Annotated in this window: 21 protein-coding genes; 1 reads left to right on the top strand and 20 read right to left on the bottom strand. The window is 68.2% G+C overall.

Annotated elements, in window-relative coordinates; translation table 11 throughout:
- Window positions 1–12: 12 nt before the first annotated feature.
- From flhB to fliE, 15 genes are read right to left on the bottom strand one after another with little or no spacing between them, the layout of a single operon-like run.
- On the bottom strand, window positions 13–1,152 hold the full coding sequence (flhB, locus tag NP825_RS17185; protein WP_257545792.1) for a flagellar type III secretion system protein FlhB: 1,140 nt from the start codon (window positions 1,150–1,152) through the stop codon (window positions 13–15).
- A gap of 3 nt (window positions 1,153–1,155) precedes the next feature.
- Complete coding sequence (fliR, locus tag NP825_RS17180) at window positions 1,156–1,938, bottom strand: flagellar biosynthetic protein FliR (protein ID WP_257545790.1); 783 nt, start codon at window positions 1,936–1,938, stop codon at window positions 1,156–1,158.
- A gap of 7 nt (window positions 1,939–1,945) precedes the next feature.
- Window positions 1,946–2,215, bottom strand: coding sequence for a flagellar biosynthetic protein FliQ (locus NP825_RS17175; protein WP_257545787.1), 270 nt, complete (start codon window positions 2,213–2,215; stop codon window positions 1,946–1,948).
- 3 nt (window positions 2,216–2,218) lie between these two features.
- Window positions 2,219–2,953 (bottom strand): flagellar type III secretion system pore protein FliP, encoded by a 735-nt coding sequence (gene fliP / locus NP825_RS17170; protein WP_374046570.1) that lies wholly within the window; start codon window positions 2,951–2,953, stop codon window positions 2,219–2,221.
- A 37-nt stretch (window positions 2,954–2,990) separates the two neighbouring features.
- Entirely contained in the window at window positions 2,991–3,269 is a 279-nt protein-coding gene (locus NP825_RS17165; protein ID WP_257545783.1) for a flagellar biosynthetic protein FliO, read from the bottom strand.
- A complete protein-coding gene (fliN, locus tag NP825_RS17160) occupies window positions 3,269–3,598 on the bottom strand; it encodes a flagellar motor switch protein FliN (RefSeq protein WP_257545781.1) in 330 nt (109 codons plus the stop codon). Before fliN ends, NP825_RS17165 begins: the two co-directional genes overlap by 1 nt.
- Window positions 3,591–4,505, bottom strand: coding sequence for a FliM/FliN family flagellar motor switch protein (locus NP825_RS17155; RefSeq protein ID WP_257545779.1), 915 nt, complete (start codon window positions 4,503–4,505; stop codon window positions 3,591–3,593). Before NP825_RS17155 ends, fliN begins: the two co-directional genes overlap by 8 nt.
- The gene (gene fliL / locus NP825_RS17150) at window positions 4,502–5,122 is read right to left on the bottom strand and encodes a flagellar basal body-associated protein FliL (RefSeq protein ID WP_257545777.1); all 621 of its coding nucleotides are present in this window, start codon (window positions 5,120–5,122) and stop codon (window positions 4,502–4,504) included. The genes NP825_RS17155 and fliL overlap by 4 nt, the downstream gene beginning before the upstream one ends.
- A gap of 17 nt (window positions 5,123–5,139) precedes the next feature.
- Window positions 5,140–6,675, bottom strand: a complete 1,536-nt coding sequence (locus NP825_RS17145) for a flagellar hook-length control protein FliK (RefSeq protein ID WP_257545775.1) — start codon at window positions 6,673–6,675, stop codon at window positions 5,140–5,142.
- On the bottom strand, window positions 6,675–7,118 hold the full coding sequence (locus NP825_RS17140; protein WP_257545773.1) for a hypothetical protein: 444 nt from the start codon (window positions 7,116–7,118) through the stop codon (window positions 6,675–6,677). The genes NP825_RS17145 and NP825_RS17140 overlap by 1 nt, the downstream gene beginning before the upstream one ends.
- The gene (locus tag NP825_RS17135) at window positions 7,115–8,446 is read right to left on the bottom strand and encodes a FliI/YscN family ATPase (RefSeq protein WP_257545771.1); all 1,332 of its coding nucleotides are present in this window, start codon (window positions 8,444–8,446) and stop codon (window positions 7,115–7,117) included. The genes NP825_RS17140 and NP825_RS17135 overlap by 4 nt, the downstream gene beginning before the upstream one ends.
- Window positions 8,443–9,045 carry a FliH/SctL family protein gene (locus NP825_RS17130; protein ID WP_257545769.1) on the bottom strand — a complete coding sequence of 201 codons (603 nt, stop codon included), beginning with the start codon at window positions 9,043–9,045 and terminating at the stop codon, window positions 8,443–8,445. Before NP825_RS17130 ends, NP825_RS17135 begins: the two co-directional genes overlap by 4 nt.
- The gene (gene fliG, locus NP825_RS17125; RefSeq protein ID WP_257545767.1) at window positions 9,038–10,087 is read right to left on the bottom strand and encodes a flagellar motor switch protein FliG; all 1,050 of its coding nucleotides are present in this window, start codon (window positions 10,085–10,087) and stop codon (window positions 9,038–9,040) included. The genes NP825_RS17130 and fliG overlap by 8 nt, the downstream gene beginning before the upstream one ends.
- Window positions 10,080–11,735 (bottom strand): flagellar basal-body MS-ring/collar protein FliF, encoded by a 1,656-nt coding sequence (fliF, locus tag NP825_RS17120; RefSeq protein ID WP_257545765.1) that lies wholly within the window; start codon window positions 11,733–11,735, stop codon window positions 10,080–10,082. Before fliF ends, fliG begins: the two co-directional genes overlap by 8 nt.
- A 3-nt stretch (window positions 11,736–11,738) precedes the next feature.
- Entirely contained in the window at window positions 11,739–12,092 is a 354-nt protein-coding gene (gene fliE, locus NP825_RS17115; protein ID WP_257545763.1) for a flagellar hook-basal body complex protein FliE, read from the bottom strand.
- A 246-nt stretch (window positions 12,093–12,338) separates the two neighbouring features.
- On the opposite strand from fliE, the gene NP825_RS17110 reads away from it, so the two are divergent.
- The gene (locus NP825_RS17110; protein WP_257545761.1) at window positions 12,339–13,160 is read left to right on the top strand and encodes a flagellin; all 822 of its coding nucleotides are present in this window, start codon (window positions 12,339–12,341) and stop codon (window positions 13,158–13,160) included.
- A 283-nt stretch (window positions 13,161–13,443) separates the two neighbouring features.
- Here NP825_RS17110 and NP825_RS17105 read toward each other — a convergent pair whose 3' ends face one another.
- From NP825_RS17105 to NP825_RS17085, 5 genes are all read right to left on the bottom strand, one after another.
- The gene (locus NP825_RS17105; RefSeq protein ID WP_257545758.1) at window positions 13,444–16,668 is read right to left on the bottom strand and encodes an error-prone DNA polymerase; all 3,225 of its coding nucleotides are present in this window, start codon (window positions 16,666–16,668) and stop codon (window positions 13,444–13,446) included.
- A complete protein-coding gene (locus NP825_RS17100; protein WP_257545756.1) occupies window positions 16,665–18,209 on the bottom strand; it encodes a DNA polymerase Y family protein in 1,545 nt (514 codons plus the stop codon). Before NP825_RS17100 ends, NP825_RS17105 begins: the two co-directional genes overlap by 4 nt.
- Window positions 18,112–18,900, bottom strand: coding sequence for an ImuA family protein (locus NP825_RS17095; protein ID WP_257545754.1), 789 nt, complete (start codon window positions 18,898–18,900; stop codon window positions 18,112–18,114). Before NP825_RS17095 ends, NP825_RS17100 begins: the two co-directional genes overlap by 98 nt.
- Window positions 18,901–19,235: 335 nt before the next feature.
- Window positions 19,236–20,636, bottom strand: coding sequence for an efflux transporter outer membrane subunit (locus tag NP825_RS17090; RefSeq protein WP_257545752.1), 1,401 nt, complete (start codon window positions 20,634–20,636; stop codon window positions 19,236–19,238).
- On the bottom strand, window positions 20,633–23,830 hold the full coding sequence (locus NP825_RS17085) for an efflux RND transporter permease subunit (RefSeq protein WP_257545750.1): 3,198 nt from the start codon (window positions 23,828–23,830) through the stop codon (window positions 20,633–20,635). The genes NP825_RS17090 and NP825_RS17085 overlap by 4 nt, the downstream gene beginning before the upstream one ends.
- Window positions 23,831–23,832: the final 2 nt, after the last annotated feature.

The raw sequence follows: 23,832 nt of genomic DNA, 5'->3' as shown, positions 1-23,832 counted from the left end.
AGCGGTCCGGGGTCAGTTTTGTCGCCGCCCCTCGGGGTCGAAGCGGTGCGTGACCGGTACGTCGACCACGGGCTGCCCCAGGCCTTCGGCCATCGCGCGTTCGAGCTGGAAGACGAAGGCGAGCACCGTCGCGACCGCGACGAACAATTCCTCGGGAATCGTCCGTCCGGCGCGCGCGGTGAAATAGATGGCGCGGGCGAGCTGCGGATATTCGAGGATCGGCACGTTCGCGGTGCGCGCGAGTTCGCGGATCGACAGCGCGACGTCGCCGCGCCCGCGCGCGACGACGACGGGCGCCGCGTCCTGACCGGGGCGATAGCGAAGCGCGACCGAGAAATGGGTCGGGTTGGTGAGGATGACGGTCGCGTCCGACACCGCCTTGCGCGCGGAACCGCTCAATATCTCGTGAGCGCGCTGGCGCTGCGCCTGTTTGAGTTCGGGCGCGCCGTCCGCTTCGCGCATTTCCTCTTTGATTTCCTGCTTGCTCATCATCAGGCGGCGGGTGCGTTGATACCATTGCGCGGGCACGTCGATCAGCGCGATGACGACGAGGCCGCCCGCCATCGCGAGCATCGAATGGCCGACGGCGCGGCCGGCGAGGCCGATCGCGGCGTTGAGGTCGGCCTGCGCCATCGACATGATCGCGGGCAGGCTGTGCGCGACGAGCTGATAGCCGATCGTGCCGAGCAGCAGCACCTTGGCGAGCGACTTGACCAGCTCGATGACGCCCTGCGGCCCGAAGATGCGTTTGATCCCCGACAGGGGGTTCATCCGATTGCCCTTGAACCCCAGTGCCTTGCCGCGCCAGCCGAGCGAGCCCAGCATCGCGGGCGCGGCGATGCTCGCGCCGATCGCGAGCGCGAACAGGCTGGCGAGCGGCAGCAATATCTCGACGCCGTTGCGCATCACCGCCTCGCCGGGGGCGAAATGGGCGATATCGCCGGCGTCGAGGGTCAGGCCGCGCTTGATGAGCTCGCCCGCCGAATCGACGAGCCAGCCGCCCGCGGCGAACAGCCAGCCCGCGCCGGCGAGCATCATCAGCGCCGTCGCGAGTTCCTTCGACATCAGCACGTCGCCCTCGCGCGCCGAATCCTTGAGCTTCTTCTGGGTTGGAAGCTCGGTCTTCTGGTCCTTTTCGCTCGTCCCCGCCATCGCTCAGCGCCCCGCGGCGAGCGTGCGCGCCATGTCGAGCGCGTCGGAAAGGAAGCGGGCGATCGTTTCGGCCATCGCCGGGGTCGCCATGCCGAGCAGGATGACGCCCGCGAGCAAAGTCGCGGGCAGGCCGACCGCGAACAGGTTCATCGCCGGGGCCGAGCGGCCGATCACGCCCATGATCATCTGGACGAGGATCAGCACGAAGCCGACCGGCAGCGCGATCGTCAGCCCGGCGGCGAACATCAGGCTCGCGAAATGGAGCAGGCCGCCGATCGCGGCGAAGGAGGGAAAGGCGTTGCCGGGCGGCAGCGCCTGATAGCTGTCGACGATGATCCGGATCAGCATCAGATGGCCGTCGGCGGCGAGGAAGAGCGCGGTCGCGAGCATCGACAGGAACTGGCCGACGACGGTGCTCGATGCGCCGCTCAAGGGATCGACCATCGACGCGAAGCCGAGGCCCATCGCATTGCTGATCGCCTCGCCCGCGAGCAGCGCGGCGGCGAGCCCCATCTGGAGCACGAAGCCGATCGCGAGGCCGATCACCGCCTCGCCGATGATGAAGAAGAGGCCGGGGACCGAGACGATGCCGTCCGCGGGCAGCGCCATTCCCGACGCCGCGACCGCGGGCACGCCGACCGCGAGCGCGATGACGAGGCGAAGCTGCACCGGCACGTTCGCGGCGCCGAACACCGGCGCGGCGAGAAAGGCGGCGCCGGGCCGGATCATCCCCAGCATCCAGAGCTGGAGCATCGCCTCGATATTCGGGACGTCGGCGGGGTTCATCGCGCCGCTAGCGGACCAGATTCGGGATCTGCGCGAAGATGTCCTGCGTGAAATCGGTGAGCAGCACCAATATGCTGCTGCCGAAGATCGCAAGGCAGACGGCGGTGACGATCAGCTTCGGCACGAAGCTCAGCGTCTGTTCGTTGATCGAGGTCGCCGCCTGCACCATGCCGAGCAGCACGCCGACGACGAGGATCGGGATCAGGATCGGCGCCGAGGCGAGCGCGAGCACCCACAAGGACTGCTGCGCGACCCCGACGAAATAATCGGCTTCCATCGTCTAGGTTCCGAAAGAGGAGGCGAGCGAGCCCATCGTCAGCGCCCAGCCGTCGACGAGGACGAAGAGCAGCAGCTTGAAGGGCATCGAGATCACCGTCGGCGACAGCATCATCATGCCGAGCGACATCAGCGCCGACGCGACGATCAGGTCGATGACGAGAAAGGGCAGGAAGATCAGGAAGCCGATCTGGAAAGCGGTCTTGAGCTCGCTGGTGACGAAGGCGGGGAGCACGATCGAGAAGGGCACGTCCTTGGGGCTCGCATAGGTGGGCGCCTTGGCGATCTTCGCGAACATCATCAGGTCGGTCTTGCGCGTCTGCGCCATCATGAAGCCGTGCAGCGCGTCGCCCGAGCGGCTGATCGCGGTGCCGATGTCGATCTGTTCCTGGCCGTAAGGTTCGATCGCGACGCGGTTCACCTCGCTCAGCACCGGCTGCATCACGAACAGCGACAGGAAGAGGCTGAGCCCGACGAGCACCTGGTTCGGCGGCGTCTGCTGGAGCCCGAGCGCGTGGCGCAGGATCGACAGCACGATGATGATGCGCGTGAAGCTGGTCATCATCAGGAGCAGCGACGGCAGCACCGTCAGCAGGCTCATCAACAGGAGGATCTGCAGCGACAGCGTCAGCGGCCGCCCGTCGCCGCCGATCTCGCTCACCGCGCGCGTGATGCCGCTCGCGCCGACGTCCTGTGCGAAGGCCGGCGTTGCCGCGGCGAGCAGCGCAAAACCGCCCATCAGGGCGGCGCGGCGCAGCCAGCGCTTGCGAGGACCGTCAGCCGACATGAAAGTCGCCCTGGCTGTTGTCGGCGAGGCGGGTGACCTGGCCGCGCGAGACCGAGAGCAATATCTGCTGGCCCGCGAATTCGACGACCGCGAGCTTGGTGCCGGGGCCAAGCGGCAGCACGCCGACCATTTCGACCGCGCGGGCTTGCTTGGCGCCGCCGGTCAGGGGCACGCCCATCTGGACGCGCTTCCATAGCCATATGCTGCCCCACGCCATACCGCCGACGAGCGGCAGCAGGATCAGCAGACGGAGAATATATTCGAGCATCAGCCCCTCCGCTCGAAGCCCGCGAACCCTTGCGCGGGTGCGACGACTTCGGCGATCTGGATGCCGTAGCGGCCTTCGACGCTGACGATCTCGCCCTTCGCGATCAATGTGCCGTTGGCATAGATGTCGAGCAGCTCGTTCGCGGCGCGGTCGAGTTCGACGACGCTGCCTTCGGACAGCGACAGCAATTCGGCGAGCGTCATCGACGTCGATCCGACCTCGACCGAGACGCGCAGCGAGACGCCGGCGAGCAGATCGAAATTGGGCGCGCCCGCAATGCTCCGGTCGCGCCGGTCGGGCCGGGCGGGGGCTTCGCTCATGTCATTCATCGTCGGATCCCTTTTCGACAGTCTCAATCAGGATGGCGGCGTTGCCATTCGATTCCCCGATGCTGCCGGACGCGAAACTGCGGCCGGCGACGGTTACCGGAACATTGCGCGGAATGGTTAACGGAATGATATCGCCGACCTCCAAAGAGAGGAGTTTCACCAAAGAAATTTCCGGGCGGGCAAGAACAGAGCGCACCGGCACGCGCACGGTCTTGAGCGCGCGGTTCAGCGTTGCGGTCCAGGCGGGGTCGATCGCGGGTCCGTCGCGCATCTCGGGAACGGGTTCGGCGCCCGCGATTCCGCGCAGCGCTGCCTGCGGATAGGCGCAGAGAATCGTCCGCCCCTCGAACACGCCGCCGCGCAACGTGAAGCGCTGGACGAGCAGTTCGTCGTCGCCTCGCACCGCGGCGAGCTTGGCCGGATCGCCGGTCACGCAGTCGAGTTCGGGTTCGATCCCCATCTTCCACGCCGCGGCGAGCTGCTGGCCCATGTCGCGGCCGAGACGCGCGGCGAAGCGTTCCTCGGCGTCGGTCAGCTCCTCGCGCTCGCCGGCGAGCTGGCCCTTGCCGCCATAGAAGATGTCGACGAGCTGAAGGAGCAGCGGGCGCGCCGCGGCGAGCAGCACCGGCCCCTTGAGCGGCGGCGCGTGGTAGCGCCAGAACAGACCGGGGCTGACTGCCTGGCACCAGTCGGTAAAGCGCATCTGCACCGCGGCCTCGCGCTCGACCTGCACCGTCGGCGCGCCGAGCGCGCGGATCAGGTCGCGCAAGCTGCGCGCGAACTGGTTGCCGACGCTGTCGAGCACCGGAAAGGCATAGCTGCCCTCGGTCTTGCGCAGCAGCAGCGACGCCTTCGCGTCGGCGGCCTGCTTGGCCGAGGCATCGACGGGTTTCGGCTCGAGGCTCACTGGATCACCAGGCTGGTGAAATAGACATTGTCGATGCCGCCGAAGCCTTCCTTGTCGCGCAGCACGTCGTTGATCGCGGCGGTGAGCTGACGCTGAAGCTGCTGCTTGCCCTGCGAGGTCGACAACAGCGCCGGATCCTGTTCGGCGAGCACCATCAGCACCGCCGAGCGGATCGGCACCTGCTGGCGCTTGATGTTGGTGATCACCTTGCCGTCGTAAAAGGTCGACAGGCTGATCCCGACCTGAAGGAAGCCCGATCCGTCGGCGAGGTTGGTCGTGAAGGCATCGGTCATCGGATAATAGGTGATTTCATATTTGCGCGGATCGACCTTGAAGCGGTCGTTCGGAACCGAGACGGTGCCGACCTTCAGCGCCGGCTCCTTGCCTTCCCCGCCGCCTTCGCCCTCGGCCGCCGCTTCCTCGCCGACGCTGCGGACGACAAGCTTGGGATAATGATCCTCGGGTTTCGCTTCAGGACCGGCGAGGCCGCCGCCCAGATAGATGCCCGCACCGGCGCCGGCGCTGATCAGCGCGGTCGCGCCGATACCCAGCATCAGCATCTTCTTCATCTTGCCACCCTTCTTGGGCTCGGCGTCGGGGGTTTTGTCCTTGCTCATGGTCAGGCCTTTCGGGGTCAGGCAAAGCGGCCGCGGCGATCCGCGGCGCGTTCATTGCGGTCGGCGCCGGGGCGCTCGGGGGCGGTTTCGATCAGATGGCTGGCGTTCGGAGCAGCATTCCGGCCGCTCTGGCCCTGCTGCTGTTGCTGGCGCCCGGTCTCGGCGGGCGTATGCGTGACCTGCGCCTCGGCGACGCGCACGCCCTGCTGGCGCAGATCCTCGACGAGACGCGGCTGCGCGGCGGTGACGATCGTCGCGGTCGCTTCATGCTGGGTGTCGAGCTTCAGCGACACACCGCCGCTGTCGTCCAGCTTCATCGCGACGTCGAGCCGGCCGAGATGGCGCGGCATCAGGCGGAAGCTGAGGTCGCCGCTTTCCGATTTGGTCGCGGCGATGTCGGTCGCGAGCTGGGCGATCCACTGGTCGTCGCTGCCCATATCGAGCAGGCGTTCGGTGACCGGCGCGGCGGCCTGGGCGAAAGCGGGGGCCACGATGCCCGGTGCGGCGGGCTGGCCGAAGAGCACCGCCATCGACGCGCCGCTGTCGGCCACGGGCCGGACCGGGGCGGGATCGGCGGCCGGTTTCGCGGCCGACGTCGGCAAGGCGGCGCTTTCCGCCCTGACCGGACGCGCCGGGGTGGGGGCAAGAGCCTCTTCGCGAGCGGGCTTGGAAGCGGCGCTCGCGACGGCCTTGTCGGCCGGACGCGCCGGAGCAACGGCGGGAGCGTCGGGCGTCGGTGCGGTCTTGCCCGTCGTGGTAGGCAGGGTCGTCGCCGTCGCCGTCGATCGCGGCGCCGCCTCTTTCGTTTCGGACGTCTTCGCGGGTCGGCCGGTGGGTGTCGGAGCCGCATTTGCTGCCATTGCCACGGCGGTAGCGGTAGCGGCAGAGACAGGGGCCGACTGTGCCGGATCGGCGGTCACGGTCGTCGCGACGGGCAGCTCGGCGGCGCGGGCTTCGGGAGCGTCGGTCCCGACGGGAGCGTCACCGTCCGCGTCGTCGGCCTTGGCATCGAGCTTTTCGAGGGGCTTTCCGGGTGCATCGACCGCGGGCTTCGCGGTAGCGCGCGGGGTCGCCACGGCGATCAGCAGGCTCGCGGCAACGGCGGCGTCGGGCGTCGGCGTCGCCTCTGCCGGTTTCGCGGCGGGCGTGGAGGGCTGCTCGGCGGACGCCTCGGGCAGGATCGCTCCGGTCGCCGCGGCGGCCGCCGATATCTGGACCGGTGCGGCGCCGGGCTGCGAGCGAAGCGGGCTGATGGCCGAAGCCAGCGGCGCCGTCGCCGTCGCGGTCGGAAGGGTCGTTGCCATAGGAAGCACCATGTCCGCTTCCCCGTCGACGACGGCGCTCGGGGCGGCCGGGACGGGGGTGTTGGAGGGAGGCGTGAGCGCGATCGGACCGGCCGGCAGCGCGTCGGCGCCGCTCGCCACGCTGCCGGGCAGCCTGGCGAGCAATTGCTCGAAGCCGCCGGCATCGCTGTCGGCGGGCGCCGCCGGACCCAGCGCGGCGAGGATCGTCGCGAGGCCGGTCTGCGCCTGGGGAAGGGCGGGGGCAGCCATCATGCCGCGCCGCCCTCGATCAGGCGCAGGCTCATCGCCCGGCGGCGATGCGGACGGTTGGCGTCGCTGCGGCGCTCCATCTCGGCCTCGGCCGACTTGCGGCTGCGCTCGTAGAGGCGGACCGCCGATTCTTCCTTCATCATCGCGCTCTGGGCGAGGATGCCCGCTTCGTCGCGGCGGATGCCGGCATTGACGAGCGGCGCGGCGAGATTTTCCTTCGCCATGTCGAGCCGCATACCGAGCTCGCCGATCGTGTTGAGCGCGCGGCCCGCGACCGCGCCCTTCGCCATCGCCAGGTCGGTGCGCAGCCCCTCGAGGCGCTTCGACAGTTCGACCAGGCTCGCGAGCTCGCCGGTGGCGCGCGCGAGATGGGCCTCGGCCATCTGATGTTCGACGGAGCGCACGCGGATGATGCGTTTGCGGCGTGCGGTGCGGGCGTTCATGCAGTAAATCCTTCAATCAGGGCGTTGCGGGAGGTGGTGAAATCGACTTGCGTGCCGGCGGCCTGCGACACGAAGGCGAGCTGATCGGCGTGGCGCGCGATCGCGGTGTCGAGCACGGGATCGCCGCCGGCGACATAGGCGCCCATCAGCATCAGATCGCGATTCTCTTCATAGGCGGACCAGAGCTGACGAAAGCGCGCGGCGGCGGCGGCATGATCGGGGTCGACCGAATCGGCCATGGTGCGCGAGAGCGAGCGGGCGACGTCGATCGCGGGATAGACGCCCTGTTCGGCGAGCGTGCGCGACAGGATGATATGCCCGTCGACGATCGCGCGCGCCGAATCGACGACCGGATCGTCGATGTCGCCGCCATCGGCGAGGACGGTGTAGAGCGCGGTGATCGATCCGCCGGTCAGGCTGTCGTTGCCCGCGCGCTCGACGAGCGAGGGGATCAGCGCGAAGGTCGAGGGCGGATAGCCCTTCATCGTCGGCGGCTCGCCCAGCGTCAGCCCGATCTCGCGCTGCGCGTGCGCGACGCGGGTCAGGCTGTCGATCAGCAGCAGCACCTTCTTGCCCTCGGCGCGAAAGGATTCCGCAATCGCGGTTGCGCGCATCGCGGCGCGCAGGCGCAGCAAGGGCGGATGATCGGCGGGAACCGCGACGACGACCGATTTCTTGCGGACGGCGGGGGGCAATTTGGTCTCGACGAAATCGCTGACCTCGCGGCTGCGCTCGCCGATCAGCCCGACGACGATCACATCGCATTCGGTGCCCGCGATCATCTGGCCCATCAGCACCGACTTGCCGACGCCCGAACCCGCGATGATCGCGACGCGCTGGCCCTCGCCGATGGTGAGCAGGCCGTTGATCGCGCGGACCCCCATGTTGAGCGGCTTCGTCACCCGGCCGCGGCGCAGCGGATTGACCTTGCGGCCGGCGAGCGGCCACTGAAACTGCGACTTGACCGGCGGGCGGCCGTCGAGCGGGTTGCCCTGTGCGTCGATGATGCGGCCGAGCAGCGCCTTGCCGCAGGCGACCATGCTGCTCGCGCCGTGCGGCTCGACCGGCGCGCCGGTGACGAGCGGCATGTTGGTGTCGAAGGGGAGGACGAGGCTGCGGTGACCGCGAAAGCCGACGACTTCGCCATAGACATAGTCGTTGTTCGCCGACTTGATGCGGACGTTGCTGCCGAGCGGCTGCGGAAAGCCCGACACTTCGAGCATGATGCCCTCGTGCGCGACGAGCGTGCCGATGCGGCGCGGGCTCGCGTCGCGGAGTTCGACGGGCGCGAGCAATTGCTGCGCGGTCAGGGCGAGGCGGCGCGTCATGCGGCGATATCCTCGCCGCCGAGCGCGGCGCGCAGTTCACCCAGATAGACGGCGCGGCCGTGCTCGATCCAGCCGGCCGAGGTTTCGATGCGGACGGTGCCGCGCATCATCGTCGGGTCGGCCTCGACCGGCAGCGCGATCGGTGCGTCCATCAGCAGCGCGGCGTCGGCGGGGTTGACCCACAGGGTGCGCGCCTTGTCGGCCTCGGCGACCATCGCCGCGGCGATGTCGGCCTGCGTCTGCAGCCATTCGGCGTCGATCGGCGCGCGGCCGACGATCTGGCGGACCAGCCGCTCGACCGTTTCGGCGATCAGCTGCGCCAGTTCCTCGCTCGGTTCGTCCTGCAGCGCCTCGGCGCCCGCGACGAGCGCCAGCAACTGTTCGCGCTCGACCGCGAAAGCGGCCTCGGCGAGGCGCTGGCCTTCGGCAAGGCCCTGCGCGAACGGATCGTCGGCGGGCTCCGCGGCGGCGGGCGCCGGTTCGACCGGAACCGTCTCGGCGACCAGCGGCGCGCCGAAATGCAGCGGGCGAAAGCCGCGTCCTTCCGCCATCAGCGCGGCGAGCGAGACGACGGTCGCTTCGGCGGCGCGATCAGACATAATCGTCGCCCGCGCCCGCGATCATGATCTCGCCGCTCGATGCCATCTGGCGGACGATCTGCATGATCGCCTTCTGCGCCTCGTCGACGTCGGTGCGCTTGACCATCGTCATTTCGGCCATCTCGTCGCGAATCGTTTCCGACGCACGCTTCGACATGGTGGCAAGGCAGCGGTCGACCATGTCGGCGTCGGTGCCCTTGAGCGCGACGGCGAGCTGCGCGGCGTCGACCGAGCGCAGCACGGTGCCGAGGCTCTTGGCGTCGAGATCGCGCAGATTCTCGAAGATGAACATCTCTTCCTCGATGATCTGCGCGAGCAGCTTGTCCTGCTTCTTGAGCGCGCGGATCGTGCGTTCCGAAAGCTGCTTCGGCATCTTCTTCATGATCTTGGCGACGTCGCCGGGGCCGCCGATCGGCCGCTTGGCGACGCGCTGGCCGCCGACGTTCGCGGCGGCGAGCACCGATTCGAGATCCTCGATCGCGGCGGCCGGCACGGCGGTGAGCTGCGCGGCGCGCAGCACCAGTTCGGCCTGCAATCCCTCGTCGAGCGTCTCGACCGCACGCGCGGCGACATCGGGGACGAGCACCGACAGGATCAGCGCGCCGACCTGCGGATGTTCGTTCGCGAGCAGCGCGCTGATCGCGTCTACGTCCATCCAGCGCAGCATCTCGAGCGACGCGGCGCTCGACTGCGGCGCGACCGCGGCCAGGATATTGTCGGCGCGGACATTGCCGACCGCATCGTGGATCACGGTGCGGATGCGCGCGTCGGCGCCGACCGCGAGCGCGCTGACGTTGCGGCTTTCGGAAACGAACTGGTCGAGCGCCTGCTCGATCTGGCCTTCGCTCGCATTGGCGGTGTCGAACATCGATTTGGCGAGCTGGCGCACTTCCTCGGGGCCAAGATGCTTGAGGATCGTCGCGGCTTCGCTTTCGTCGAGTAGCATCAGCAGGATCGCGGCCGCCGACGATCCCTCGATCGCGGGCTTGCCGCGCGGGGTTTCGATGTCGGCGTCGATATCGGTATCGATTACGTCAGGCACGGGCGCCCTCCTGCATCAGCTGGCGGACGACCAGCGCGGCGCGGGCCGAATCCTGGCGGACGAATTCGCGGACCAGATTGGCGCGCGCCTCATAGCTGGGGGCGGCCTCGATCATCTCGAGCGTGATTTCGCTGCTGGCGTGTGGGCTGGCGAGCGCGGCGGGATTTTCGGTCACCGCGAGCAACGTCTCCTCGATCTGCGCCTCGCGCTCGGCGCGCTGGGTCGCGCGCTGCTTGGCGGCGCGGATCAGCGGGCGGCCGATGAAGAAGAAGGCGAGCAGCGCGGCAAATATGGCGCCGACCTGCTTGATCAGCGGCAGGAACCAGGGCTGGTCGTAAAAGGCCGGGGCCGCATCCTCGACCTGGACGAAGGGGCGCTGGTTGATCGCGACCATGTCGCCGCGCGCCGCGTCGAAACCGATCGCGCCCTTCACCAGGCTGTCGATCTTCGCGATGTCGGTCTGGGTCAGCGCCTTCTTGCCCTGGTTGAGCGCGACTGCGACCGAGACGCGGCGAAGCTGGCCCTGCGGCTGGTGCGTCACCGAAATCTCGCGGCCGACCTCATAGGCGCGGGTGGCGTTCTCGTTGCTGTTGGTCTGCGCCGCGGGTGCGCCGGGCGCCGTCGGGACGGGGGCGGCGTTGGTGACGGTCGAGGCCTGCGGCGGCTGGTTCGACAGCGCGCCGGGGATACCGACGGCGGGGGGAACGCCCTCGCCGCTGACGGTGCGCGTGACCTGCTCGCTGGTCAGCGCGCGATCGTCCTTGGGGAAGCTCTCTCGCGTCGCCTGGCTTTCGGACATGTCGACGTCGGCATGGACCTCGACGGTATAATTGCCTGCACCGAGCATCGGGCCGAGCAGGGTGTCGAGCGCGCGGCGGAAGCGATCCTCGACCTGCGTCTGAAGCTGGAAGGCCTTCATGTCGCCGTTCGACGCACCGTCGCTGAGCAGCGCGCCGCGCTGGTCGATGACCTGCACCTGATCGGCGTTCATGCCGGGGACCGAGGAAGCGACGAGGAAGCGGATCGCCTGCACCTGACCGTCGGAGAGCGAGCGGCCGTTCTGCAGCGTCAGCATCACCGAAGCGGTGGCGGGCTTGTCCTCGCGGACGAACAGGCTGGGCTCGGCGGCGGCGATATGGACGCGCGCGCTCTTCACCGCGTCGATCGTCTCGATCGTCCGCGACAGGTCGGCCTCGCGCGCCGAGCGCAGCGTCTCGCCCTCGATCGCGCGGCTCGACCCCATCGGCAGCGACGCGATCAGGCTGTCGCCGCTCGGCGCCGCCTTGGGCAGGCCCTGACCCGCGAGCGCAATGCGCGCCTGATAGACTTTGTCGGCGTCGACGGTCAGCGCGCCGGTCGCCGGATCGATCGTGTGGCCGATCCCCTGCGACTGGAGCGCGTCGGCGACCGCGGCCTTGTCGTTGTCGTCGAGCCCGGCGAAGAGCTGGGCCTGCGGGGCCGACTGGGTCATGAAATAAGCGAGCGCGGCGATGCCGATCGCGGTGGTGGTGGCGATCATCGGTAGCGCGCGCTGAACGGCGGGCTGGCGGACGAACTGCTGAACGGGCGCGAAACGGCCGCCCATCGCGGGGACGGGCAGACGGTTCGGGCTTTCGTCGACGGGGGTCAGGATCTGGGTTTCGGCCATGGGTTACACCGGCATGTTCATGATGTCGCGATAGGCAGAGAGCAGCTTGTTGCGGACCTGCAGCGTGGTCTCGAAGCCGAGCGAGGCCTTCTGCCGCTCGATCATCACGCTGACGATGTCGTGGGTGTCGCCGCGCTCATAGGCTTCGCTGAGATCGCTGGCGCGATTCTGCTGGGCGTTGACCTGTTGCAGCGCGTTGCTGATCGCGGCGCCGAAATCGGGCGCGCCAGCCGCGCCGCCCCCAAGGCCGTCGACCCCGCCCGCGGTGCCGCGACCGGCGGCGCGTTGCAGCGCCTGGTTCTGATTGAGGATCGAACTGCGCATCTGCAGCAGCCGGCTCGAGTCAATCGTGCTCATAAAGCTTTCATCCGTCCTGGTGCGCGGCCTCGCGCCGCACGCCAAAGAAGAATGCAAGGCCCGTGCCATAAATTTTATTGGCTGTTTTTCAGGGGTTTGATTGGCTACCGAACAGGCTTAATGCCATCTTCGACATTTTTTTGACGCAGCCGCTTAATCCACCGCGCGGGTCGCCGTTACTGCCTCCGTGACCGCTCGCCGAGCCCTCACGAAACGGGAATGGCCAACGGGCCGGAAAGGAACAACATGACTGTCATCAACACCAATGTGAGCGCGCTCCGCGCCCAGAACAGCTCGCGTGTTGCCAACAATATGCAGGCGACGGCGATGGAACGTCTGTCGAGCGGCAAGCGCATCAACAGCGCCAAGGACGACGCCGCCGGCCTCGCCGTGGCGACCCGCATGAACGCTGCGTCGCGCGGTTTCACGCAGGCGATCCGTAACGCCAACGACGGCATTTCGCTGGCGCAGACCGCCGACAGCGGCGCCGGCGGCATCTCGGACATCCTGATCCGTATGCGTGATCTCGCGATGCAGGCTTCGACGGGCACGCTCAGCGACGCCGACCGCACGCTGGTGCAGAAGGAAGTCACCGCGCTGATCTCGCAGATCGGCGACATCGTGACGCAGACGACCTTCAACGGCAACGTCCTGCTCGACGGCAGCGCGACGACCGGCTTCGACATCCAGACCGGCCTCAAGAGCGGTGAAAAGGTGAACATCACCATTGCCAAGCTCGATGCGACGACGCTTGGTGTCAACGCGCTCTCGGTCGCGACTGCTACCGGCGCCACCGGCGCTCTGGCGACGCTCGACACCGCGATCGACAAGGTCGCCAGCGAACGCGCCAACCTCGGTGCGCAGCAGAACCGTCTGAGCGCGGCTGTCGACAATTTGACGGCGCGCGTCACCAACCTCGACGAATCGAAGTCGCGCATCGAAGACGCCGATTTCTCGGCCGAATCGACCAAGCTTGCCGCCGCCGGCATCCTGGCGCAGGCCTCGACCGCGATGCTCGCTCAGGCGAACCAGAGCGCGCAGGGCGTGATGAACCTGCTCCGCGGCTAAAGCGGAAGCTTCGCAAACAGAAATTCAGGCCAACTTTGGTTGGTCCCTTTATTGGCCTGATCCGACGCCCCGGCTCCCCACAGCCGGGGCGTCTTTTATTGGGCGGCAGGCCATTCGGTTCACGCGGAGACGCGGAGGAGATCGTTCAGGCCGACAGGCCCTTTTGCCATTCAAGGGTGAGCCAAAAGCCGACAACTGGAAGAGAAAGGCCGCTTCGCGGCAAACACTCCCCCTCCGCGTCTCCGCGTCTCCGCGTGAACCGAATGGCCTGCCGCCCCGCCCCTCAATGAAAATCGCGCGACTTCGGAAGGATGCGAACATCGCGCGGATGGCCGTGACGCGGCATCGGCCCGCCCGGCATGGCCTCGTCGCCCAATCCGTCGAGCCGGTCGGTGCAGTCGGTGATGCGCGTCGCCATCAGGTGGATCACCCCTTCCTTGCTGCGCTGCACCTCGCCCTCGGCGAGCATCAGCCGCGACGCCATGACGGCGCGGCGCAGGCGCTCGAAAAGGCGCGCCCAGAGCAGGATGTTGACGATCCCGCTCTCGTCCTCGAGCGTGATGAACACCGCATTGCCCTTGCCCGGCCGCTGGCGGATCAGGACGACGCCCGCGGTGCGGACGATCGACCCGTTCTTCGCCGCCGCGACCTCGCCCGCGCTGAGCACGCCTTCGGCGGCGAAGCGCGGGCGCAGGAACGCCATCGGATGGCCTTTCAGCGACAGCCGCGTCGTCTGATAGTCGGTGAGCACATGCTCGGCCATCGGCGTGGACGGAAGCTGTGCATCCTCTTCCTGTCCGAGCTCGTCGGTTTCTGCCGCGTCGAACAGCGGCAGCACCCCCTGCCGCACCCGCCGCGCATCCCACAGCGCGGGCCGCCGTTCGAGTCCCATCGACCGGCACGCATCGGCATCGGCGAGCAGCCGCAAGGCGCGGCTCGGCAGGTCCGCGCGGCGCGCGAGTTCCTCGACCGAGGTAAAGGGCGCGGTGACGCGAGCTTCGTCGATCGCGTCCGCCCATATCTCGCGGAACCCGTCGACCTGCCGAAAGCCGAGCCGCAGCGCGAGACTGCCGTCGTCAGTGCGTTCGAGGCTGTTGTCCCAATGGCTGGCATTGACGTCGACCGCGCGCACCTCGACGCCATGCCCCTGCGCGTCGCGGACGAGCTGCGCGGGGGCATAGAAGCCCATCGGCTGCGAATTGAGGATGCCGCAGGCGAAGACGGCGGGGTGGTAATGCTTGATCCATGACGAGACATAGACGAGCCGCGCGAAGGACTGGGCGTGGCTTTCGGGAAAGCCGTAACTGCCGAAACCCTCGATCTGCTTGAAGCAGCGTTCGGCGAAGTCCTTCTCGTAACCGCGCCGCATCATGCCGCCGATCATCTTCTCGCGGAAATTGTCGATCGTCCCGACGTTGCGAAAGGTCGCCATCGCGCGGCGCAGGCCGTTCGCTTCCTCGGGCGTGAAGTCGGCGGCGACCATCGCCAGCTTCATCGCCTGCTCCTGGAACAGCGGGACGCCGTGGGTTTTCCTGAGCACGTCGTAAAGCTCGTTGGGGTCGTGCGGCGGAGCGGGGGAAGGGAATGTGACCTTCTCTTCCCCGGCCCGCCGTTTCAGATAGGGATGCACCATATCGCCCTCGATCGGGCCGGGGCGAACGATCGCGACCTGCACGACGAGGTCGTAGAACACTTCCGGCTTGAGGCGCGGCAGCATGTTGATCTGCGCGCGGCTTTCGACCTGGAACACGCCGATGCTGTCGCCCTTTTGCAGCATCGCGTAAACGGCTTGGTCGCTGCAATCGATGTCGAGTTCCAGCGTGTGGTCGCCCAGCCCATGTTCGCGCATCAGGTCGTAGCATTTGCGGATGCAGGTCAGCATACCGAGCGCGAGCACGTCGACCTTCATCAGGCCCAATGCATCGATGTCGTCCTTGTCCCATTCGATGAAGGTGCGATCCTCCATCGCGGCATTGTGGATCGGCACCAGTTCGTCGAGCCGCCCCTCGGTCAGCACGAAGCCGCCGACATGCTGCGACAGGTGGCGCGGCGCCTGCAGCAGTTCGCCGACGAAGCGGTGCAGCCGCTCGATCTCGCCATTGTGCGGGTCGAGCCCGGCCTCGACGAGGCGCTGGGTCGGCACTTCGTCGCCCCAGCTTCCCCAGCTCGTGTCGGCAAGCCGCGCGGTGACGTCCTCGCTGAAGCCGAGCGCCTTGCCGACCTCGCGGATCGTGCTGCGCGGACGGTAATGGATGACCGTCGCGGCGATCCCCGCGCGGTCGCGGCCATAGCGCGCATAGATATGCTGGATCACCTCCTCGCGCCGTTCATGCTCGAAATCGACGTCGATGTCGGGGGGCTCGTCGCGCTCGGCCGACATGAAGCGCGAGAAGAGCAGTTCGTGCTGCATCGGATCGACCGAGGTGACGCCGAGCAGGAAGCAGACGATCGAATTGGCCGCCGACCCGCGCCCCTGGCAGAGGATCGGCGGCTCCTGCGCGCGCGCGAAGCGGACGAGATCGTAGACGGTCAGGAAATAATAGACGTAGTTCCGTTTGCGGATCAGCCGCAATTCATTGCCGATCAACTGGCGCACCTTGGGAGGGAGGGGCGTGTTGTAACGCGCTTCCGCCGCCGTCTTCACCAGATGGTGGAGATAGGGAAACGGCTTCCAGCCCGGCGGCACCGGCTCGTGCGGATATTCGTAACGCAGGTCGTCGAGCCGGAAGGTGATGCGGCCCAGCAGCTTCGCGCTCTGCGCGATCGCCCCCGGATAGCCCGCGAACAATCGCTGCATTTCGGCAGGCGATTTCAGATAGCGCTCGCCATTGGCGTGGAGCAGCCGGCCCGCCTTCTGAACCGTCGTGCCTTCGCGGATGCAGGTGACGATGTCGTGCAGCGGCCGCTGCGCCGCGCTTGCATAGAGCGCGTCGCCCGTTGCGAGCAGCGGGACGCCGGTCGCCGCCGACAGGCGCTGGCGTTCCGCCAGCCGCCGCGCATCGGCGCCCGATCGCGGCATCGTCGCGGCCAGCCACACCGCCTTCGGCCGCGCGCGCTTGAGCGTGCGGAGCAGGGTTTCGTCGCCGTCCATCGCGATCAGCAGCAGATCGTCCGAATGGTCGAGCAGATCCTGAAGAGTGAGGATGCAGTCTCCCTTCTGCGCGCGCAGATTGCCGGTCGACAGCAGGCGGGTCAGCCGGCCCCAGCCGGGACGGCTGACCGGATAGGCGACGATGTCGGGCGTGCCGTCGGCGAAAGCGAGCCGCGCTCCGACCACCAGCCGGAAACCCGCCACCGTCTCGGGCTCTTTGACCTGCAGCTCTTTCAGAAAGGCCCACGCCCGCACCACCCCCGCGACGCTGTTGCGGTCGGCGATGCCGATGCCGCTCAGACCGAGGCGTAGCGCCTCCGCGACCATCTCGGCGGGGTGCGAGGCGCCGCGCAGGAAGCTGTAGTTGGTCGCGGCGACCAGTTCGGCGAAGCCGGGCTCGGGCGGCGCCTCGCTCATGCGAACAGGCCGTGGATATACCAGCGCGGATCGGCCTTCTCGTCGTAAAGCCCGTGGCGGAACAGCCAGAAGCGGCGGCCCTGAACATCCTCGACGCGGTAATAGTCGCGCGTCAGTCCGCCATTGTCGCGGCGCCGCCACCATTCGGCGGCGATGCGCTCGGGCCCTTCGTAGCGGCGCACCGCATGGACCGCGCGGCGCCAGCGGAACTGGTGCGGCGGACCGTCGGGCACCTCGGCGATCACCTCGATCGGCTGCGGCGGGTCGAAGAGGTGGAAGGGACGCGTCGGTGGTTCGCCGGCTTCGGGCGCGGGCCAGGCTATGGGCGGCGGCGCGTCGATCGCGGGGAGCGCGAGTTGCGCCTGCTCGGGAATATGCGTGTCGGTGCCGCGCAGCCGCTGGACGCGGCCGCGGCCGAGCCGTGTCGTCATCCGGTCGACGAGTTCGTCCAGCGCCGCCCCCGAAGCCCGCACTGCGCCGCCTTCGAGCTTGAGCTGGCTCGCACCGAGCGGGTCGAACCGCGGCACCGTCAGACGGATCATGTCGAAACCGAAGCCCGGATCGAGCGGATCGGCGAGGGTGTCCATCCGTTCGGCGAACAGGCGCATGACGAGCCCGGCGTCGCGCGTCGAGTGCCCAGTCTCGACCTCGATACCGCGCGCGAGGCCGTCGCTGCGAAAGAAGGTGGCGCGGAAATGACGTCCGCCCTTGCCGCGAACGGCGAGCGCGTCGATCGCTTCTCTGGCAAGATCGGTCAGCACCCTGGTCGCATGGGCGGTGCTGCCCAATGGTTCGGCGAAGCGGCGTTCGACCATCACCGGCGGCGGCGTGATGCGTGGGTCGAGCGGGCTGGGCGCGTCGCCGAGGATACGGCGCAGCGCGGTTGCGGCGCCGGCGCCGAAGCGCGCGGCGATATTCGCCATCGGTCGGCTCGCGAGGTCGCCGATCGTCTTCAGCCCCGCGCGGACGAGCGCGACCGTTGCCTCGCCGTCGAGGCCGAGCGCCGCGACGGGTAGCCGCCGGATCGCCGCCGCCTCGTCGGGGGCGGGCGGCGCGGGGTAGCGTGCGAGCGCGCGGGCGGCGTCGGCCGTATCCGCGAAAGCGTGGCGCAGCGTCATCCCCAGCCGGTCGAACCGCGTTTCGAGATCGGCGGCGATTCCGGCCTCGCCGCCGAACAGATGCTCGGCGCCCGCGATGTCGAGGATCAGCCCGTCGGGCGCATCGAGCGCGACGAGCGGCGTGTAGCGCGCGCAACCCTGCGCGATCCGGTCGAGCCAGGCATGATCGGCGACCGGATCGTGCGGTACGATGGCAAGATCGGGAACGCGCGCCCGCGCGTCGGCGAGCGGCATGCCGGGGGCGAGCCCGAGGGCGTGGGCACGCGGGTCGACGGCGGCAAGGCGGAGCGCGCCGCGCTGTTTCTCGGTAAAGGCGAGCGGGGCGTCAGGCGGCCGCGGCGCCGTGCGGCAGAACCGCTCGGCGGGCAGCCACGGGAAGAAGAGCGCCAGATAGCGCCGCTTCCCCGAAGCGATTTTGGTCATGGTTCCAGTCCAGTCGCCAGCGCCCGCCCGCGGGACCGGCGCGCCAGCGAAGCAGTTCGAGGTCGAAGGCGGGGGCGCCGGGAGCGTCGGCTTCAAGCGCCTGCGACGGGGCGGCGACGACGCTCCAGCGCGTTTCGGCGACGCTCGGCGCGGGTGCGGCATTGAGGCGGAGCATCAGCAGCGTCGCTCCGGCATCGCGCGCGCCGAGGGCGAGGCGGCGGCCCGCGGTGAGGTCGAGAAGCGGGAATTTCCCCCAGCTTTCGACGATCACTGCCGCCGACCCCGCGCAGCGGATCGCATCGTTCGCGCAGGCGAGCAGCAGCCTGGGGTCGGGGGTCTCGATGAGCAGCAGGCGATCGGGGTCGCCGCCGAGTTCGGCGATGCCGGGGGCATAGATCGAACCGGCGCGCCGCGTGGCGTCGGTGGTGCGCAGCCAGATCAGCGGCGCCATGCCCGGCGTGCGGAGCGCGAGCAGCGCGGCGAAGGCGGCGGCGCTCGTCGCGTCGAGTGCGTCGGCGGCGAAAAATTCATGCACGCGCCCCGCCGCGAACCCGCCGCCGAGCGCTTCGTCGAACGCGGCGCAGCCGCTCGCGAGTCCGCCGCCCGCCGGACGGCTTGCCGCACCGCCATCGGCGGCGAGCCGCGCGACGCGTCGGCGCAGCGCGGCGAGTTGAGAAGACGACTCGCGCATATTTGTTCCTGATATGTTCTTATAGCGCTTTGTCGCTGGCGCTTGTCAAGGCGGCGGGTGCCGCGTCGATTGATCTCACGCAAAGGCGCAAAGGTGCGAAGACTTTTGGCCGCGAGGGCGGTTTTCAGAGAGTCTCACACAAAGACACAAAGAGGGCAGTTGCCGCCGCCGCGTCGCTTTAATCGTCATTTGAGGAAAATGGGCCGGACTTCGTCCGGCCAATCCCGAATTAACCACGGTACGTCCGGATGCAAATTATGCGGGTGCAACTGCCCTCTTTGTGTCTTTGTGTGAGATTTTCTTCTTCGCGCCTTCACGCCTTTGCGCGAGATCAATCAGCGCGCCGCCGCGTCGCTCCCGGCGCCGCTGTCCCCGCCCAGGGCGCGGAACAGGGCGATTCGGGTTTGCACGAGCAGCAGGCCCGTGCCGATCTCGCTGCGCCGTGCCGCATAGAGGCTGCGCTGCGCGTCGAGGCTGGAAAGGAAGCTGTCGACGCCGCCCTTGTAGCGCGCGTCGGTGAGCATCGCGGTGTCGGCGGCCGCCTCCGTATTCGCGGCGGCGGCGCGGACGCGTTCTGAAATCGTGCCCTGCACCGCGAGCGCGTCGGCGACGTCGCGGAAGGCAGTCTGGATCGCGCCCTCATAACTCGACAGCGCGGCGTCGCGCTGCGCCTTGGTGACGTCGACCCCGGCGCGGCGGCCGCCGAAGTCGAAGATCGTCGCGCTCGCGTCGCCCCCCGCCGACCAATTGAACGATCCCTTGTCGAACAGGCTCGACAGCGCATCGCTCGCGAAGCCGAGCAGGCCGGTCAGCGAGATGGTCGGGAACAGCCGCGCGCGCGCGACGCCGATATCGGCGTTGGCGGCGCGCAGGCGATATTCGGCCTCGATCACGTCGGGGCGGCGCAGCAATATCTGCGAACTGACCCCGGCGGGAAGCTGGACGACGCCCGGCGTCACGTCGGCAAGCCCCGCGGGAAGCAGCGCGGAGTCGAACTCGGCACCGACGAGCAGCCGGATCAGATTTTCGTCCTGCGCGAGCGCGGTCTGCTGCTGCGCGATCGAATCCTCGGCGGTCGCGAGAATCTGTTCGGCCTGGCGCAGGTCGGTGCGCGGCGCGACCCCGCCGTCGAGCCGCGCCCTGGTCAGCCGTACGCTTTCGCGCGCGTTGGCGGCGGTGTCCCCGGCGATCTTGAGCAGGTCGCGGTCGGCGCCATAGGTGGCCCAGATGTCGGCAAGGTCGGCGATCAGACCGAGCCGGACGGTCCGCGACGCGGCTTCGGTTGCGAGCGCGCTGTTGCGGTCGGATTCGGCGGCATTGGCGAGGCGGCCGAACAGATCGAGCTCGAACGAGGTAATGCCGCCGCGCAGCGAGAAGTCGCCATTGCCGTTTCCGCTGCCGCCCGAATCGGAATAGCCTGCGCCGGCGCTGACGCCGAGCGCGGGGAACTGCCCCGCCCGGCTGACCCGCGCCTGCGCGCGGGCGGCGGCGACATTGGCGTAGGCGGTGCGCAGATCGCGATTGTTCGTGAGGGCCTGATCGACGAGAGTTTGCAGGCGCGGATCGGTGAAGATCGTCTTGTACGACAGGATCGGCAGCATCTCTTCGCTCTGAAGAAGATAGGCGTCACCCACCGGCCAGCTTTGCGGCACCGGCGGCGGGGGAAGCACCGTCTTCGGCGCGAGCGAGCAGCCCGCCAGCAGGATCGGAACCGCGATCAGGAGCCCGCGTTTCATGCCGTCGCCTCCGCGCTGCCGTCTTTCTTGGCGAAGCGCTGGCGCACCGCCGCGAGCCCGTCGCGCACGCCGCGACGGACGAGCACGAAGAAGAGCGGGATGAAGAAGATCGCGAGCAGCGCCGCGGTCAGCATCCCGCCGATCACCGCGGTGCCGATCGCGACGCGGCTGTTCGCGCCGGCGCCGGTCGCGATCGCGAGCGGCAGCACGCCGAAGATGAACGCGAAACTCGTCATCAGGATCGGGCGCAAGCGGATGCGTGCCGCCTCGATCGCCGCCTCGATCACGCGCTTGCCCTTGCGTTCCTCCTGCTCGGCGAATTCGATCATCAGGATCGCATTCTTCGCCGCGAGCCCCATCGTCGTCAGCAGGCCGATCTGGAGGTAGACGTCGTTTTCGAGCCCGCGCAGCGTCACCGCGAACACCGACCCGACGAGGCCGAGCGGGATGATCAGGATGACCGCGAGCGGGATCGACCAGCTTTCGTAGAGCGCGGCGAGGCAGAGGAAGACGACGAGCAGCGACAGGCCATAGAGCAAGGGCGCCTGCCCCGACGCCTGCCGCTCCTGATAGGAGGCGCCCGCCCAGGCGACGCTGGTGCCCGGGATTTGCGCGGCCATTCGCTCCATCTCGTCCATCGCTTCGCCCGAACTGGTGCCCGCGGCAGGCTGTCCCGAGATTTCGAACGCAGGAACGCCCTGAAAGCGCGAGGTGCTGGACGGCGTCGTCGACCAGCCGATGTTGGAAAAGGCCGAAAAAGGCGACATCTGCCCGTCCGAAGAACGGACATACCATTGGCCGAGATCTTCCGGCTTGGCGCGATAGGGGGCATCGCCCTGGACATAGACGCGCTTGACGCGACCCTTGTCGATGAAGTCGTTGACGTATCGCCCGCCCCAGGCGGTCGCGAGGGTGCTGTTCACGTCGCTGTTGTCGAGGCCGTAAGCGGTGAGCCGCTGCGTATCGATGTCGATCTTCAGCGTCGCGACGTCGGGAAGGTCGGACAGGCGGACCGAGGTCAGTTTCGGATTGGCGTTCGCCATGTCGAGCAGCCGGTCGCGCGCCGCGGCAAACTCCTCGCGGCTCATCCCGCTGCGATTCTGGAACTCCATCGTGAAGCCCGAGGTGTCGCCGAGCCCGCGCACCGCGCCGGGGACGAGCGCGAAGACCTGCGCGTCGCGAAGCCCCGACAAGGCCTTGCGCGTGCGGTCGGCGATCGCATCGGCCGTATTCTCCTTGCCCGGCCGCAAATCCCAGTCGACGAGATTGACGAAGCCCTGCCCGGTGTTCTGGCCCGCTGCCGCCCCGCCGCCGCCGCCGGCGATCAGGAAGATCGCGCCGACATTGGCCTTTTCCTGGGTCAGCAGATATTTCTCGATCTGGTCGCGCACCGCGAGCGTGCGTTCCTGCGTCGCGCCTGCGGGCAGACGGAACTGGACCGAGACGCGGCCCTGGTCCTCGTTCGGCAGGAAGCCGCTGGGGAGCCGCACGAACATCACCGCGAGCAGCGCGACGATGAGGACGTAGATGCCGAGAAAGCGCCACTTGCGGTCGACGACTTTGGTCACGCTGCCGACATAGCGTTTCACCGAGCGGTCGAAGCGGGTGTTGAAACCGTCCTGCGCGCGCTTCAGCGCGGCGTGGAAGCGCGGGAAGCGATGCGGACGACCGCTTTCCGCGTCCTGGATCGCGCGCGGTTTCAGCAATGTCGAGGTCAGCGCAGGGCTGAGGATCAGCGCGACGAGCACCGACAGCCCCATCGCCGAGACGATGGTGACCGAGAATTGGCGATAGATGACCCCGGTCGACCCGCCGAAAAAGGCCATCGGCAGGAATACCGCCGACAGCACGAGCGCGATCGCGATCAGCGCGACCTGCAATTCCTTCATCGACTCGATCGTCGCCTCGCGCGCCGACATGCCCGGATTTTCTTCCATCAATCGCTCGACATTCTCGACGACGACGATCGCGTCGTCGACGAGCAGGCCGATCGCGAGCGTCAGCCCGAACAGGGTCAGCGTGTTGATCGTGAAGCCCGCGATATAGAAGATGCCGAAGGTTCCGAGCAGGACGACCGGCACCGCGATCGCGGGGACCAGCACCGCGCGCCAGCTTTGCAGGAAGACGAACATCACGAGGACGACGAGCAGGATCGCCTCGAGCAGCGATTTGCGCACTTCGCTGACCGACAGCTTGATGAAAGCGGTCGCGTCGTTGGCATAGCTGTAGGCAAGCCCGTCGGGGAAGTCGGCGGAAAGCTCCTCCATCCGCGCCTTGACGCGATCGGCGGTTTCGAGCGCGTCGGCCCCCGGCGACAGCGAGATCGACATGCCCGCGCCGGGATGGCCGTTGACGCGGCTGATGGTCGTATAGCTCTCGGCGCCGATTTCGACCCGCGCGACGTCCTTGATCCGCACCGCGGACCCGTCGGGAAGCGTCTTGAGGACGATATTCTCGAACTGTTCGGGGGTCTGAAGGCGCGACTGGGCGGTGACGGTCGCGTTGAGCATCTGACCCTGCGGCGCGGGCAGGCCGCCGACGTCGCCCGCCGCGACCTCGCTGTTCTGCGCGCTGATCGCCGAAACGACGTCGCCGGGCATCAGCGAGACGGCGGCGAGCCGCTGCGGATTGAGCCAGATGCGCATCGCGTGCGGCGCGCCATAGACGTTGACGTCGCCGACCCCCTCGACGCGCGACAGCGGATCCTGGATGTTCGACGCCATATAGTCGGACACGTCCTGGTTCGACCGCGTGTCGGTTTCATCATAGACGCCGACGAGCAACAGCGAATCGGCGTTCGATTTGGTGACGCGCACCCCCTGCTGCTGCACCTGCTGCGGCAGGCGCGAGATCGCCGAGGCGATCTTGTTCTGCACCTGCACCTGCGCGATGTCGGGATCGGTGCCCTTGGCAAAGATCGCCGAGATGCTGGCCTGCCCGCGCGAACTCGATTGCGAGCTGAAATAGAGGAGGCCATCGATTCCGGTGAGCTGCTGTTCGAGCACCTGCGTCACGCTGTTCTCGATCGTCTCGGCCGACGCGCCCGGATAGCTCGCGCGGATATTGACCTGCGCGGGAGCGATATCGGGATATTGTTCGAGCGGCAGCGAGAAGAGCGCGCCCAGCCCGCCGAGCATGACGACGATCGCCAGCACCCAGGCGAAGATCGGCCGATTGATGAAGATGCGCGACATGG

Source organism: Sphingopyxis sp. DBS4, from assembly GCF_024628865.1.
In the GTDB taxonomy this organism is placed as follows: domain Bacteria; phylum Pseudomonadota; class Alphaproteobacteria; order Sphingomonadales; family Sphingomonadaceae; genus Sphingopyxis.
Note: the sequence above shows the minus strand (reverse complement) of the source record. Positions and strands in the feature narration are given on the sequence as shown.